Origin of the sequence: Acetobacter indonesiensis (assembly GCF_000963945.1) — a bacterium.
GTDB lineage: Bacteria > Pseudomonadota > Alphaproteobacteria > Acetobacterales > Acetobacteraceae > Acetobacter > Acetobacter indonesiensis.
Genome location: NZ_BAMW01000057.1, coordinates 33,898 through 48,049, shown reverse-complemented (window position 1 = coordinate 48,049; position 14,152 = coordinate 33,898). Strand labels below are relative to the sequence as shown.

Genomic DNA, 14,152 nt, shown 5'->3' with positions numbered 1-14,152 from the left:
TTGGTAAAAAGCCCGAGTCGGTGACTGGTTGCCCCATGGTGGGTGCAGAGGCAGGAGGCGTTTTTGGATCGTGCGGTTGACGCGGCAAATCTCGGCGTAGCAGCGGCGGGAGATCTGTCGGTATGGGGCATGTTTATGAATGCCTCTTTTATGGTCAAGCTGGTCATGCTGGGGCTGGTGCTGTGCAGCGTGATGGTTTGGGCCATTATTTTCGACAAGATTGTAACGCTGCGGCGCATCAATAAGCAGGCTGCAGCCTTTGAAGACCGGTTCTGGTCTGGCGGCAGTCTAGATGATCTGTACGAAAGCGATGGCGCCAAGCCTGTGCACCCTCTGGCCGCTGTTTTTGGTGCCGCCATGGGTGAATGGCGTCGCTCTGCCCGTATTCCCGGTGTTGATCTGGTGCGTGGCGGCGTGAAGGAACGCGTTGACCGCGCCATTGGTATCACCGTGACGCGTGAAATGGACCGCCTGCGTCGCTGGGTGGTGTTTCTGGCAACAGTGGCTCCCGTTGCACCATTCGTGGGCCTGTTTGGTACCGTTTGGGGTATCATGCACTCGTTTGCGTCCATTGCTGCCATGCACAACACCAATCTGAGTGTTGTTGCCCCGGGTATTTCTGAAGCCTTGTTCGCGACCGCCATTGGTCTGATGACGGCTGTTCCTGCCTATGTTGCCTACAACGTTATCAGCAACAGTCTTGATCTGTTCCAGGACCGTCTGGAAGGCTTTGGCACGGAATTTGCTGCCATTCTGTCTCGCCAGTCCGAAGAAAGGGCCTGAGCAATGGGTATGCCGTCGGGAGGAGCGGGACGCCGCAAGCGGCGTCCGATGGCCGAAATCAACGTGACGCCGATGGTCGACGTCATGCTGGTTCTGCTTATCATCTTCATGGTCACATCCCCCATGATGACAAGCGGCGTGAATGTTGACCTACCCAAGACGGATGCGCGTCCGGTCAATTCAGACACCAAACCCATTACGGTTTCCATCAAATCAGATGGTACCCTGTATCTGGGCGATTCCGAGGTTTCGGCTGATCAGTTGGTGGCGCAGTTAAAGGCTGCTGCCAACAACGATGCCGAACACCGTATTTTTGTCCGTGGTGATGCCCATATTGATTATGGGCGTGTCATGCAGGTGATGGGTCAGATCACCGAAGGCGGCTTCACCCACGTGGCCCTGCTGGCGCAGCAACCCGCCAGCAGCGGACACTAAATTCTCCCACGCGGAGAGGACAAACTCATGGTGCGGCCACGCCGTTCCGAACAGATTCTGCTCAGGCGGTCTCTCTATCTGTCAGGTGGGGCGCATATTGCGCTCCTTCTGGCGCTTCTTCTTTCCCTGCCAGCCCCCAAACCGCCTGAAGAACCACCACCGGTGGTTGAAATGCAGTTTGAAAGTGCTGACAGTGGCGGCTCTACGGCCAAGGCAGACAAGCCTTCGCCCACGCCTGCGCCCCCTCCGGCACCGGTGCCAAATGACGCGCCCCCTACGCCAGAACCACCCAAACCGGTTCCGAACGAGGAAGCGCCTCCACCGCCTCCGCCTCCGCAACCTGTGCCGCCTCCGCCTGTTCCGCAGGCGGAAAAACTGCCTGATACGCCCATTCCGCCCAAAGCGGATGAGCCTTCGCCGGATGTGGTGAAAACGCCGCCGTCTCCGCCGTCACCTCCCAAGGCGACGCCGAGTGTTGCACCGCCTTCGCCGGTTACGGAGCCGACGGATACGCTGCCGGAAACGCCCATTCCGTCTCACATCACGCAGCCGAACAAGGCGAAGAAAACGCAGGCGGATACCCATTCCCTGCTGGAGACGCTGGATTCGTTCCGGTCTGACCAGAAGCAGACCCATGTACCAACGGCCAAGGCCAACCCGACGCAAGGCGGTGCACCAAATGGGGGCGGGTCACCAACGGGTGATATTACGCGTAGCTTGAGTGTGGGTGAGCAAAAGGCAATCGGTGGGGCTGTACGCCGGTGCTATACGGAAGATACGGCTGCCAAAAATTACGCCACATTTGTAGCGCACCTGATTGTGACAGTAGATGCCGCAGGTGAAGCCCGTATTGTGCAGTTTGCACCGCAGACTCAGGCGCAGATGAACGCTGACTCCTCGTACCGCGCCTTGGCGGAACGGGCGCGGGCAGCCGTGCTGAGCCCAACCTGCTCCAAGCTGCCGATCCCCAAAAACCTTCTGGGCCAGACCCGGCAGTTGAAATTTGTATTCAGGCCTTAATCAGGCCACACGGAGAAAAAACGTATGCTGATGAATACCCGGCCGCTTATTTCTGACCAGGAAGCCGATAATCTGGTATCCTTTCTGGGCCGCCGTACCCTTATGGGGGCAGGGCTGGCTGCGGGTGGGCTGTTGGCAACACCGCTTTCAGCTTTTGCTGCGGCTGCTGCCCCGGAAGCAGAAATTACGGTCGATCAGGCGCGCACGGCCCCCATTCCAATTATTCTGCCAAATTTTGGCGGAGGCTTGGGTGCACAGATTGCCGAAGTGCTGGCCAATGACCTGACCAATACCGGTCTGTTCAAGGTTTTACCGGGTGGCGCATCTTCAGGGTCACCTGATTTTTCTTCTGCCAAATCCATGGGTGCACGGGCTCTGGTAACGGGCACCGTTTCTGGCAGTGGTTCCGTGCGGGTTGAAATGCGGTTGTGGGATGTTCTGACCCAGCAGCAGATTCAGGGCACAGCCTACACCACATCTTCCGCCAACTGGCGGCGTATCGCCCATATTGTGGGTGACGTCATTTATGAACGCATGCTGGGTGAAAAGGGTTATTTCGATACCCGGATTGCCTTCATTGCCCGTTCTGGCGCACGCGCACACCAACGCACCCGTCTTGCCATCATGGATCAGGATGGGGCCAACAGCCGCATGCTGACAGCCGGAAACTGGCTGACTCTGACACCGCGTTTCAACCCGGTGAAAGATCAGGTGGCGTTTATGTCTTACGCCAATAACCGCCCGCGCGTTTACCTGTTTGATCTGGCCAGTGGCCGCCAGCAGATTCTGGGTGAATTTGCCGGTATCTCCTTCGCGCCCCGTTTTGCGCCAGATGGGCGTTCGGTTGTGCTGTCTGTAACCCGTAATGGCGGGTCTGACCTGTTTGTGGTTGATCTGGCCTCCGGGTCGCGCCGTCAGATTACGTCTTCTGGTGCGATTGATACCAGCCCCAGCTACAGTCCGGACGGGTCGCAGATTGTGTTCAACTCTGACCGGGGTGGCACGCCACAGCTTTACGTCATGAGTGCATCGGGTGGTGGTGCGCGCCGTATTTCCTACGGGCACGGAACCTATGGGTCACCCGTGTGGTCTCCCCGTGGCGATCTGATTGCTTTCACCCGTATTGCGAACGGCAGCTTCTCTCTGGGCGTCATGAACCCCGATGGCACGGGTGAGCGGATTATGACCGAAGGCTTCACTGTTGAAAGCCCAAGCTTCTGCCCGAATGGGCGTGTGCTGGCTTATTGCCGTCAGAGCCGTGCAGGCGCTGGGGGAGCAGGGTTTAATTCAACTATTGGTATGGTTGATATTACCGGCTTTAACGACCGCGTTCTGCCAACCCCTGGTCAGGCATCTGACCCGGCATGGTCTCCACTTAACGGGTAACCGTTTGGGCAAAAGGGGAGGGCTGGCCTTCCCCTTTTGGTTTTTTGAAGAAGGCAGCGGATTTTAAGTCCGCTGCCTTTTTTGTGCCGCATATGGCTGCCATCAAAAAAGAGTCGGTACGACTCGGTGGCAAACCGGTTGCTCCGAATTCAAGTAAAACAGTTTTGTCTCAAAATTATTACTTCGCACGCTAAGTAAACTGCTGCCAGACGGTCTCTCTGTGACTATTTGGCATCGGTTTGCGAATGGCTGTCATCTAAATCTGAGATGTCGCTTGACCGGAAGAATAAGCTATGGCTTACGGCGAGGTAGTCTCCAAAATTCGTCGGCTCTTCGAAGGCTTCGGAGAGGAGCGGAAGGATACGCGGAGATGCAAGCACATAGTTTGTTTTTTTTCTCCGAATAGTTCCAACAGGGAACTAATTCTCAGGATCCGACACATGAGACTGAAGTTTATCGCTGCGCTTGGTATGGTTGCCCTCCTTTCCGCCTGTGCGCATGAAAAGGCAGATACCGGTGCGTCTACAGGCGCTGCGACGGCACAGCCAAGCGGCCCCGTTCCCGGCAGTGAAGCTGACCTGGTGGCCAACGTTGGTGACCGCGTGTTCTATGACCTGAACAAAAGCGGCCTGACCTCTGACGCCCAGACAACGCTGCAGAAGCAGGCTTCCTGGCTGGCTCAGTACCCGCAGGTTAACGTTGAAGTTGCTGGCAACTGCGATGACCGTGGCACGGAAGAATACAACATTGCTCTGGGCCAGCGTCGTGCAAATGCTGCACGTGACTTCCTGGTTGCCAAGGGTGTGGCTTCTTCTCGCATCTCCACCATCTCCTACGGTAAGGACCGTCCGACGGCAGTTGGTGATGATGAAAGCGCATGGGCCCAGAACCGTAACGCGATCACTTCTGTAAAGTAAGTTTGCGCGTTCGTTCAGATTTGGTCTGACAACACAGGCTGGGTGGATTTTCCCCCAGCCTGTTTTTGTATTAACGCTCTTGTTTTTTGGGCTGGAATAATGAAATCCTTGCCCGCTTTTTAAAAGGGTGAGGTCTTTATGAAACGCCTGTTGATCACTTCTGTTTCTGCCCGTGGCCGAGCAGCAGCTTTGTGTCTGCCTGTTATGGCAGCATTGGCCGCCAGCAGTTCAGTTGCCCACGCGCAGGATGTGTCCAGCCGTGAAGGGCTTGCCCTGCAGAACCAGATTATGGCGTTGCAGCAGCAACTTAGCCAGATTCAGTCGTCTGGCGGGAATGGTGGCGCACTGCCAGCCCCATCCGCAACAGCCGGGTCTTCCTCTGCCGCAGGCGGTGGAGATCTGACAGCGCAGCTTCTGGAGCGTGTGAATACGCTTGAACAGCAGCAGCGCGAAATGCGTGGCGAAATTGATCAGTTGACCAATGACCTGCAAAAGCAGACGGCAACGCTTTCAAAGCAGATTTCTGATGCACAGTTTGCGGCCCAGAATGGGGGCGGCGCAGCCGCGGCCTCTGCCGCACCGGCGGCTGCGGCAGCAAGTGGGGCAGACGAAAGTGGAAGTGCTCCTGCCAAGCCAACAACCCCGGATGCTTTGCTGGCAGCAGGAAAGGCCGCGTTGCAGAAGCGTGATTACGCAACCGCGCACGAAAATGCCGAAGCCGCACTGAAAAACGCCAAAGGCAGTTTTAAGGTCGATGCACAGTTTCTGATGGCGCAGTCTCTGGCTGGTGAAAAACAATATCGTCAGTCAGCTGTAGCTTATTATGACGCCTATCGTCAGTCTCCCAAAAGTGCGCGTGCACCGGATGCTCTGCTGGGTGTAACGGCGTCTCTGCTGGCAATGGGCGATAAAAAAGCAGCCTGTCAGGCATTGGAAAAGCTGAAAACCGAATTCCCGTCTCCTACGCAGCGTGTCTCACATGCGGCTGAAATCTATGCCGGCCGGGGCGGCTGCCAGTAATTTCTGAAAAGCCTGTTTCATCAGGGATTTTGCCCTCTCTTAGGCTCCCTATGATAAGTGACCCATTCTCCGAACACGCCATAACGCCTGAACAGTTTCAGGCGGTTATGGTGCAACTGGGGCCTTGGTTGCCTGACAGCCCATCGTCGCCCATCGCACTCGCTGTTTCTGGTGGGGGGGACAGTCTATGCTTGGCATGGCTGGCATCCCGCTGGCGGCGTCATTTGCTGGCTTTGGTGGTTGATCACGGTCTGCGGCCAGAGTCTGCGGCCGAGGCAGAGCTGACCGCCCAGCGTCTAAACGCTTTCGGGGTGAGAGCACGGATTCTTACCCTTACCAATTTGGTAAAGGGGGCAGGGATAGCTGATCGCGCACGTCAGGCGCGATACGCCGTAATGGCCGAGGCCTGCCGTGATGCTGGCTGTGTTGATTTGTTATTGGGGCATCAGGCAGACGACCAAGCCGAAACTGTTGCTATACGGCAACGCGCGCAAAGCGGCGCAGATGGTTTGGCTGGTATGGCATGGATTACCGCCCGCCCACAGATACGGCTGGTCCGTCCGTTGCTGGCCTTTTCCCGATCAGCGTTGCGCAATACATTGCGGGCAGCACAGCTGAACTGGGTGGATGATCCCTCCAACAACGACATAACGGCAGAGCGTGTCCGGGTGCGGAAAACGCTTGCTGCTGGAGATAGCCGTGCGGCGTTGTGGCGCTTGGCTATACAAAACGGGCAAAGCCGGATGCAGCGTGAAGCTGTGCGCTCGCACCAGCTTGCGCAAACTGTTGCACTTTTGCCTCATGGGTGGGCTTGCCTCGGGAATAGCTTGCCGGATCCAGATTGTCTTGGCGCGTTAATACGCTGTGTGGGGGGCATGACGTACCCGCCGTCACACGCGGCGGTAGAGCGTCTGGTCTCGGCCCAGAAAGAAAGCACATTAGCGGGGGTGCAGGTGCTTCGTCACCAGAACCAATGGTTTCTGTTGCGTGAAGTGGCGGCCATGCACCCTGCGATGGCGGCGCATAATCAGATTGTTTGGGACAATCGTTTTGGCCTGACGTTACCAGCGGGATACGATGGTGCGGGTCTTACGGTTGCCGCAACTGGTACCGGGGTGCCCCGTGCTTTGCGTCAGGGATGGCCTGCGCGGTTTTGTGCCACGCTACCCGCGTTATGGCGCAACGGGCAGCGAATAGCTGTTCCGCATCTAGGGATGTGGGAAGACCCGTCATTGACGCAGGCTCGTTTTACATTCCAGCCCCCGGTTCCGGTTTCTGGCGGAGCAATGTATGACTTAACCTATCAAAATGGCCCATCAAAATGGGTGAAAAATGACGATAGGGGGTGGAGTGCTGGCAGAAAAAACGCTCTGCAGGGTAGGAATATCCGTACAGCATCCCATTTATAACAGCAGAGGTTGCATTTTCCGGCATCTGCCGTTCAGATTGGGGGCTCTCCGGCGCTCTCGCACGATAAGTATGGAAACACAGCCAAGATGAACAATTTAGGCCGCAATTTGGCTCTCTGGGTCAGCATCATCGTGCTGCTGCTTTTGCTGGTGGATGTTTTCCAGCCGGGGAGCACACAGCATGCGGCCCAGCAACTGGCATATTCGGATTTTGTGGCAGACGTGGATTCAGGCCATGTCCGCTCGGTGGTGATGCAGAACCACAATATCTCCGGTACGCTGACAGATGGCACGGCGTTTGAAACATTTGCGCCACAAGACCCCTCACTTGTCTCCCGCATGGTGGGCAAGGGTGTTGAGGTTGTGGCCAAACCGCTTGATCAGGAAGGGAGCCCGCTGCTGCGTTACTTCCTGAACTCGCTCCCTATTATACTGCTGGTTGGTGCTTGGTTGTTCATGATGCGCCAGATGCAGGGCGGCGGTGGCCGGGGTGCCATGGGCTTTGGTAAATCCCGCGCCAAGATGCTGACTGAAAAACATGGGCGCGTGACGTTTGAAGACGTGGCTGGCATTGATGAAGCCAAGAGCGAGTTGCAGGAAATCGTTGATTTTCTGAAAGACCCGCAGAAATTTACCCGTCTGGGCGGTAAAATCCCCAAAGGCGTGCTGCTGTGCGGCCCGCCGGGAACAGGGAAAACCCTGCTGGCCCGTGCCATCGCGGGTGAAGCCAATGTGCCGTTCTTCACCATTTCCGGCTCTGACTTTGTTGAAATGTTTGTGGGTGTTGGCGCTTCCCGTGTGCGCGACATGTTTGAGCAGGGCAAGAAAGCCGCCCCATGCATTATCTTCATTGACGAAATTGACGCCGTTGGCCGTCATCGTGGTGCCGGTATGGGCGGCGGCAATGACGAACGTGAGCAAACCCTGAACCAGATGCTGGTTGAAATGGACGGGTTTGAAAGCAACGAAGGCGTGATCCTGATTGCGGCGACCAACCGTCCTGACGTGCTTGATCCTGCTCTTTTGCGCCCGGGCCGCTTTGACCGTCAGGTTGTCGTGCCGAACCCGGATGTGTCAGGTCGTGAAAAAATCCTGCGGGTGCATATGCGCAAGGTGCCTTTGGCATCTGACGTTGACCCACGCATTATTGCCCGTGGTACCCCCGGGTTCTCGGGTGCGGACTTGGCCAATCTGGTCAATGAAGCGGCTCTGGCAGCAGCCCGTCTGGGCAAGCGCACTGTGGCCATGCGGGAATTTGAAGACGCCAAGGACAAGGTACTTATGGGGGCCGAGCGTCGCTCTCTTGTCATGAGTGATGAGGAAAAGAAGCGTACGGCTTATCATGAAGCAGGCCATGCCATTACAGCTGTGCTGGTGCCGGAAAGTGAGCCGATCCATAAGGCCACCATCATTCCGCGTGGTCGTGCGCTGGGTATGGTTATGCGGCTGCCAGAAGGTGACCGCCTGTCCATGAGCAAGAAGAACTGCATTGCTCATCTGGTGGTCGCCATGGGTGGCCGCGTGGCTGAAGAAGTTGTCTACGGTAAGGATAACATCTGCAACGGGGCTATGGGTGATATCCAGATGGCTACCCGTGTTGCGCGCAGCATGGTGACTGAATGGGGTATGAGCGAAAAAGTCGGCATGATCGCTTATGCCAATGATGATCAGGGCGGTGGCATGGGCTTCTTCGGGGGTGCTGCCAAAAACTTCTCTGAACATACGGCGCAGGAAATTGATACGGAAATTAAACGCCTGATTGACGAAGCTTATGATCAGGCTCGCAATTACCTGCACGACCATGTTGATGAACTGCATCGTCTGGCTGAAGCTCTGCTTGAGTTTGAAACGCTCACAGGTGAAGATATTCGCCAGATTATGCGTGGTCAGCCGATCGAACGGGTTGAGGTTGATGAGGCAACGCCCGTTAACCGTCGGTCTTCCGTGCCACAGGTTTCAGGGCCGGAAATTACGCCACCGGGGTCAAAGCCGGAGGGGGAAGATGGCGGTATGACACCGGCTCCCCAGCCCGGTTGATGCGATAGACAAAAAGCACGAAAAAGAAGGCGGCAGCAATGCCGCCTTCTTTGCGTTTGGAGACAGTCGAATGGATTTCAGACGTCTGGTTGAACCCGCAGGTCTGCTCTACGGCGCAGCAGCGCGTGATATGATTGCACGGGGCAATGCGTTACCGCTGGCGGGCGGTGCGGCGGCTTTTACCTGTGTGGATTTGATAGAAGACGACACGAGAAGCGGCTTTATTCCTGTCGCGTCTGTGCCTGCTGCGTGGCAGGCCGAACTTGCGGGTGTCACGCAGAAACCAGTCAGTGGCAGGTTACCGGATGGCCCCTTGGTGATGGGGATTGTAAACCTGACGCCAGACAGCTTCAGTGATGGTGGGCAACATCTTGCACCAGAGAAAGCGGTTGCGGCTGGTCTGACCATGAATCAGGCTGGTGCAAGGGTGCTTGATCTGGGTGGTGAAAGCACACGCCCCGGTGCAGCACCTGTGACCCCGCAGCAGGAATGGGACCGCATTGGTCCCGCACTGGCTGCTTTGCGTGCGCAAGCAAGAACAGCCGTATTGTCTGTGGATACACGCAACAGTTTTGTCATGGCGCAGGCACTCGCGGCTGGGGCGGACCTTATTAATGACGTATCCGCACTTGCCCATGACCCGGACGCCCTACCTCTCCTTGCAGAAAAAACATGTGGTGTGGTGCTGATGCATATGCGTGGCACCCCCGAAACTATGTCACAGCATGCCGTCTATCAGGATGTTGGGTACGACGTTGTGCGTGAACTGGGAAAGCGGGTTTACGCCGCAGTGGAAGGAGGAATTACTCTGGAACGGCTGGTGGTTGATCCCGGACTGGGTTTTGCAAAAACCACAGAACAGAACAGGACACTGCTGTCCCGTTTGCCATTGCTGGCCAATTTGGGCTGTCGCGTGTTGCTGGGCGTGTCACGCAAACGCATGATTGGGGATTTGACGGGTGTGAAAGAGCCTGTACGTCGGGATCCTGCGACATATGCAGCCACTCTGGAAGCCTTGGCGCTTGGGCCAAGTGTGCTGCGTGTACATGATGTGGAAGGGATGGTACAGTCCGCAGCCCTTTGGCGTGCGGTGCATGAAGTCTGAAAAACGCGTAATATTTTCGGTCTTTGTGGTTCCTTCATGCGCTGAATCGCTTTAGGGAAAAGACTAAAGAAGGAAAAAAGCCATTTTCGGATAAGAGATCCGTCCGGAATGAGCAGCGGGTAGGGAGATACGCAAAATGGGCAGAACAAAACGTCTTTTCGGGACAGATGGCATTCGCGGCACTGCCAATCTTGCGCCCATGACGGTTGAAACTGCTCAACGCCTAGGGCAGGCGGCGGGTTTGCGTTTTACACGGGGTGATCATCGCCACAGCGTTCTGCTGGGAAAAGACACCCGTCTGTCTGGCTACATGATTGAAAGTGCTCTTGTCGCCGGGTTCCTGTCTGCCGGGATGGACGTTACCCTTGTCGGCCCACTTCCCACCCCTGCTATTGCCATGTTGACCCGTTCTTTACGGGCCGATCTGGGCGTCATGATTTCCGCCTCGCATAATCCGTTTGGTGATAACGGCATCAAGCTGTTTGGCCCGGATGGCTTCAAACTTTCCGATCAGGATGAAACGGAAATTGAAGATCTGATGGAAGCTGACCTGAACGGTCGGTTGGCCACACCAGAAAAAATCGGCCGCGCATCGCGTCTGAATGATGCGGCGGGACGATATGTTGAAAGCGCGAAAGCGTCCTTCCCGCGTAAACTGCGTTTGGATGGGATGAAAATCGTGCTCGATTGTGCCAATGGGTCGGCCTATCGTGTTGCGCCAACAGCGTTGTGGGAGTTGGGGGCAGAGGTCATCCGTCTTGGTTGTGCGCCAGATGGTGTGAATATCAATGAAAATTGTGGTTCTACCCACCCCGAGGCGCTGTGTGCGGCGGTGGTTCAGCATAAGGCGCATTTGGGCATAGCTCTGGATGGCGATGCTGACCGTGTTCTGATTTCTGATGAAACGGGCCGCCTGATTGATGGGGATCAGATATTGGCTCTGATTGCGCAGTCATGGGCCCGAGACGGTCGCCTTGTGGGGAATTCTGTTGTGGCCACCGTTATGTCTAACATGGGGTTGGAGCGTTTTCTGCAAAATCTGAATGTCGGGCTTGAGCGTACTGCGGTTGGTGACCGCTATGTGGTTGAACGGATGCGCGAGCTTGGAACCAATATTGGCGGTGAACAGTCAGGCCATATGGTGCTGACTGATTTTGCTACAACGGGTGATGGCCTGATTGCAGCGTTGCAGATTCTTGCGGTTCTGGTTGAAGACGGACGCCCGGCCAGCGAAGTATGTCGTATGTTTCAGCCATTCCCGCAGAAGCTCCAGAATGTCCGTTTCAAGGGCGCGAGCCCTCTGGAAGCAGACAGTGTTCAGGCCAAGAAAGAGGAAGTGGAAAAGCTGCTGTCAGGGCGCGGGCGGCTGGTTTTGCGGAAAAGCGGCACAGAACCTTTGGTGCGGGTTATGGCTGAGGCAGAAGACGCCGTACTGGTGGATGATGTGGTGACCCAGATGTGCAATGCACTTGAAGCCGTAAGCGAACCCGCCTGATACCATCTGAAACAGGGAAAGAATAAGCATGAGCGAGCAGATAAGCAAACCTGTGCGCGTTCTTTCCATCGCGGGAAGTGATTCAGGCGGCGGTGCCGGTATTCAGGCTGATATCAAGGCAATTACAGCCTTGGGTGGGTATGCCACAACGGCCATCACGGCACTGACAGCGCAGAACACGGTAGGGGTACAGGCTATTTATCCTGTCCTCGCGTCTTTTTTGAGCCAGCAGATACGCAGTGTGCTGTCAGATTTAGGAACAGACGCTTTTAAGACGGGTATGCTGGGCGGTAATGCCGAGATAGACGTTATTGCTGACGAAATTTCAGAATATCGTCTTACGAACCCCAATACAGTTTTTGTGCTGGATCCTGTTATGGTCGCCAAAGGTGGGGCTGCTCTGATGCAGGAAGACGTTATCCAGAGCATTCAGAAAAAACTTTTTCCGCTTGCTACCGTCTTGACCCCCAACCTGCCCGAAGCCGAGCGATTGACAGGCCTTAGCCTAGCATCCGTGGCTGACATGAAAGCCGCAGCCCGCATGCTGCATGCGCAGAGTGGGAACGCTATTTTGTTGAAAGGTGGCCATTTATCTGGCGATACGCTGGTCGATGTTTTGTTAACCCAGGATGGGTTCACCGAATTTTCTGATACGCGCCTTGATACGTGTCACACCCACGGCACCGGTTGTACATTGGCAAGCGCGTTGGCAACATTTCTGGCGCAGAAAAAAACTTTGATAGATGCTGTTGCTTTGGCGAGGACGTATGTCAGGCAGGCCATTCTGGAAGCGCCCCATTTCGGTAAAGGGGACGGCCCTTTATGGCATGCGCATCCTTTTAGATCACACACGAACACTCGATAATGCGTTGCTAATCGTTTAAAGAAAAAACCTGTGTCTTGTTGTCTATTATGTAAGGTTTTGCAGAAGAGATAGAAATTTTTTGTATGGGTTTAGGGTCGTTCAGGACATACCCTCTGCCCCATATGGTCGCAATAAGGTCTCTTGCTCCAGCTGCATGAAGTTTTTTGCGCAATTTGCAGACAAAAACATCAATAATCTTGATATCAGGCTCATCCCGTCCGCCATAAAGATGATTAAGGAGCGTCTCTTTTGAAAGAGACGCTCCTTTTCTAAGGGCAAGAAGCTCAAGAATCGCAAACTCTTTCCCTGTCAGATGGACCATTTGACCATCAACGGAAACGGATTGTGTATTGAAATCAAGAACAAGATTACCGACCTGTACAACAGGCTGTGTATAGTTGTTGGTGCGGCGAAGAAGAGCCTTGATGCGTGCAACAAGTTCATCAGCGTCAAATTTATTGCTAATGTAATCATCTGCTCCGGTGGAAAGAGCTTTTATTTTTGCGTAAGGTTTATCAATTGAAGAAACAATAATGATAGGGGTTTCTATTTTTATAGATCTTAATTTTTTTATAATATCATATCCATCCATATCTGGTTGGATAAGGTCAATAATAGCGGCTCCGTAAGGATAATTGCGCAGCATTTCTATGGCATGGTGCCCGGAATCTGCAATATCCACTTCAAGTTTTGCATCAGCAAAGGCTGCGAGCACTTTTTCACAAGATGAGCGATCACTCTCTGCAAATAGGATACGCATGCCTGTTAACCTTTCCTAAAGAGGATGAGAAACACAACCCTTGGTTGTGTCTAACATAATAAAACCATTGATTTATAGCTTTTTATAAAAGAAGAAAAAGATATTACAACCTACGGTTGTCGGGTGGCGAGGCATGTGTTTTGCGCATACCAATAGAAAAAATAAGTCACTTTTTCTGTAAACATAAGAAAATTAGGCTTCTTTTTAAAAATCAAATTTATGTTGTTTATGAAAGTTACCAAGAGATTACCAAAAAATAAATACATTTACACATCATGAATTGATGGAATTAATATTGTAAAAATTCGAAAAATTATAAAAATATAAAGTAAAAAATAAGAAAAATATTATTAAATTAAGAATTGGGATGTTGTGATATTTTCTGTTATATAAGGTAAGGATTACATTTTTTTGAAGTATTGGGCATTTCTGGTTAAGATTTGGGGTTGTTTATGATTCTTGATAATGAGGCAGCAACCGAGCATTTAGCGCGTATGCTTGCAAAGCTTGTCGTGCCCGGAGATGTCATTTTGCTTTCTGGGCCATTGGGAGCAGGAAAAAGTGTTTTTGCCCGTGCCTTCCTGCGGGCAGCTTGTGATAATGACCTGCTGGAGGTTCCCAGTCCCACCTATACGCTTGTGCAGACATACTCTGCACAAGTGTGCAGCATGTCTCATTTTGATCTCTGGCGTTTGAGTGGGCCAGAAGAGCTTGAAGAACTAGGGTGGGAAGAAGCCCGTGAGGGAGTTGTTCTGGTTGAGTGGCCAGAACGATTGGAAGACCTAACCCCGCCAGACGCTTTGCATCTTACGTTCTCTGTTGCTTCTTCGGGTGAGCGTTCCGTCACTCTTGATGGAAACGCATCAAGGTTGGATGTTATCCGTCAATCAACAGGTTTTTAGACAGACTTGGTGGGCCAG

Annotated in this window: 13 protein-coding genes; 12 read left to right on the top strand and 1 reads right to left on the bottom strand. The window is 54.0% G+C overall.

Annotated elements, in window-relative coordinates; all coding sequences use genetic code 11:
- Positions 1-42: 42 nt before the first annotated feature.
- From tolQ to thiD, 11 genes are all read left to right on the top strand, one after another.
- Positions 43-783, top strand: coding sequence for a protein TolQ (gene tolQ / locus Abin_RS12585; RefSeq protein WP_174766836.1), 741 nt, complete (start codon positions 43-45; stop codon positions 781-783).
- A gap of 3 nt (positions 784-786) precedes the next feature.
- On the top strand, positions 787-1,218 hold the full coding sequence (gene tolR / locus Abin_RS12580; RefSeq protein ID WP_048847453.1) for a protein TolR: 432 nt from the start codon (positions 787-789) through the stop codon (positions 1,216-1,218).
- A 27-nt stretch (positions 1,219-1,245) separates the two neighbouring features.
- A complete protein-coding gene (locus Abin_RS12575) occupies positions 1,246-2,238 on the top strand; it encodes a hypothetical protein (protein ID WP_048847451.1) in 993 nt (330 codons plus the stop codon).
- 24 nt (positions 2,239-2,262) lie between these two features.
- Positions 2,263-3,624, top strand: a complete 1,362-nt coding sequence (tolB, locus tag Abin_RS12570; protein WP_048847449.1) for a Tol-Pal system beta propeller repeat protein TolB — start codon at positions 2,263-2,265, stop codon at positions 3,622-3,624.
- A gap of 440 nt (positions 3,625-4,064) precedes the next feature.
- Positions 4,065-4,541 (top strand): peptidoglycan-associated lipoprotein Pal, encoded by a 477-nt coding sequence (gene pal / locus Abin_RS12565; protein WP_048847448.1) that lies wholly within the window; start codon positions 4,065-4,067, stop codon positions 4,539-4,541.
- Positions 4,542-4,679: 138 nt separating this feature from the next.
- Positions 4,680-5,561 carry a tol-pal system YbgF family protein gene (locus Abin_RS12560; protein ID WP_146867632.1) on the top strand — a complete coding sequence of 294 codons (882 nt, stop codon included), beginning with the start codon at positions 4,680-4,682 and terminating at the stop codon, positions 5,559-5,561.
- A 50-nt stretch (positions 5,562-5,611) separates the two neighbouring features.
- Entirely contained in the window at positions 5,612-6,970 is a 1,359-nt protein-coding gene (gene tilS, locus Abin_RS12555) for a tRNA lysidine(34) synthetase TilS (RefSeq protein WP_084593634.1), read from the top strand.
- Positions 6,971-7,057: 87 nt separating this feature from the next.
- Entirely contained in the window at positions 7,058-9,007 is a 1,950-nt protein-coding gene (gene ftsH / locus Abin_RS12550; RefSeq protein WP_048847672.1) for an ATP-dependent zinc metalloprotease FtsH, read from the top strand.
- A gap of 70 nt (positions 9,008-9,077) precedes the next feature.
- The gene (folP, locus tag Abin_RS12545) at positions 9,078-10,112 is read left to right on the top strand and encodes a dihydropteroate synthase (RefSeq protein WP_048847446.1); all 1,035 of its coding nucleotides are present in this window, start codon (positions 9,078-9,080) and stop codon (positions 10,110-10,112) included.
- Positions 10,113-10,248: 136 nt separating this feature from the next.
- Positions 10,249-11,607: a phosphoglucosamine mutase gene (glmM, locus tag Abin_RS12540; protein ID WP_048847444.1), complete on the top strand. Its 1,359-nt coding sequence runs from the start codon at positions 10,249-10,251 to the stop codon at positions 11,605-11,607.
- A gap of 28 nt (positions 11,608-11,635) precedes the next feature.
- Positions 11,636-12,472 (top strand): bifunctional hydroxymethylpyrimidine kinase/phosphomethylpyrimidine kinase, encoded by an 837-nt coding sequence (thiD, locus tag Abin_RS12535; RefSeq protein ID WP_048847442.1) that lies wholly within the window; start codon positions 11,636-11,638, stop codon positions 12,470-12,472.
- 7 nt (positions 12,473-12,479) lie between these two features.
- Here thiD and Abin_RS12530 read toward each other — a convergent pair whose 3' ends face one another.
- Positions 12,480-13,232 (bottom strand): response regulator transcription factor, encoded by a 753-nt coding sequence (locus tag Abin_RS12530; protein WP_084593633.1) that lies wholly within the window; start codon positions 13,230-13,232, stop codon positions 12,480-12,482.
- 452 nt (positions 13,233-13,684) lie between these two features.
- On the opposite strand from Abin_RS12530, the gene tsaE reads away from it, so the two are divergent.
- On the top strand, positions 13,685-14,134 hold the full coding sequence (tsaE, locus tag Abin_RS12525; RefSeq protein ID WP_048847441.1) for a tRNA (adenosine(37)-N6)-threonylcarbamoyltransferase complex ATPase subunit type 1 TsaE: 450 nt from the start codon (positions 13,685-13,687) through the stop codon (positions 14,132-14,134).
- Positions 14,135-14,152 lie beyond the last annotated feature (18 nt).

Coding starts and splice junctions, on each gene's coding strand:
- glmM (WP_048847444.1), top strand. CDS start 10,249: ATGGGCAGAACAAAACGTCTTTTCGGGACAGATGGCATTCGCGGCACT.
- Abin_RS12530 (WP_084593633.1), bottom strand. CDS start 13,232: ATGCGTATCCTATTTGCAGAGAGTGATCGCTCATCTTGTGAAAAAGTG.
- tolR (WP_048847453.1), top strand. CDS start 787: ATGGGTATGCCGTCGGGAGGAGCGGGACGCCGCAAGCGGCGTCCGATG.
- pal (WP_048847448.1), top strand. CDS start 4,065: ATGAGACTGAAGTTTATCGCTGCGCTTGGTATGGTTGCCCTCCTTTCC.
- ftsH (WP_048847672.1), top strand. CDS start 7,058: ATGAACAATTTAGGCCGCAATTTGGCTCTCTGGGTCAGCATCATCGTG.
- tilS (WP_084593634.1), top strand. CDS start 5,612: ATGATAAGTGACCCATTCTCCGAACACGCCATAACGCCTGAACAGTTT.
- Abin_RS12560 (WP_146867632.1), top strand. CDS start 4,680: ATGAAACGCCTGTTGATCACTTCTGTTTCTGCCCGTGGCCGAGCAGCA.
- tsaE (WP_048847441.1), top strand. CDS start 13,685: ATGATTCTTGATAATGAGGCAGCAACCGAGCATTTAGCGCGTATGCTT.
- tolB (WP_048847449.1), top strand. CDS start 2,263: ATGCTGATGAATACCCGGCCGCTTATTTCTGACCAGGAAGCCGATAAT.
- folP (WP_048847446.1), top strand. CDS start 9,078: ATGGATTTCAGACGTCTGGTTGAACCCGCAGGTCTGCTCTACGGCGCA.
- Abin_RS12575 (WP_048847451.1), top strand. CDS start 1,246: ATGGTGCGGCCACGCCGTTCCGAACAGATTCTGCTCAGGCGGTCTCTC.
- thiD (WP_048847442.1), top strand. CDS start 11,636: ATGAGCGAGCAGATAAGCAAACCTGTGCGCGTTCTTTCCATCGCGGGA.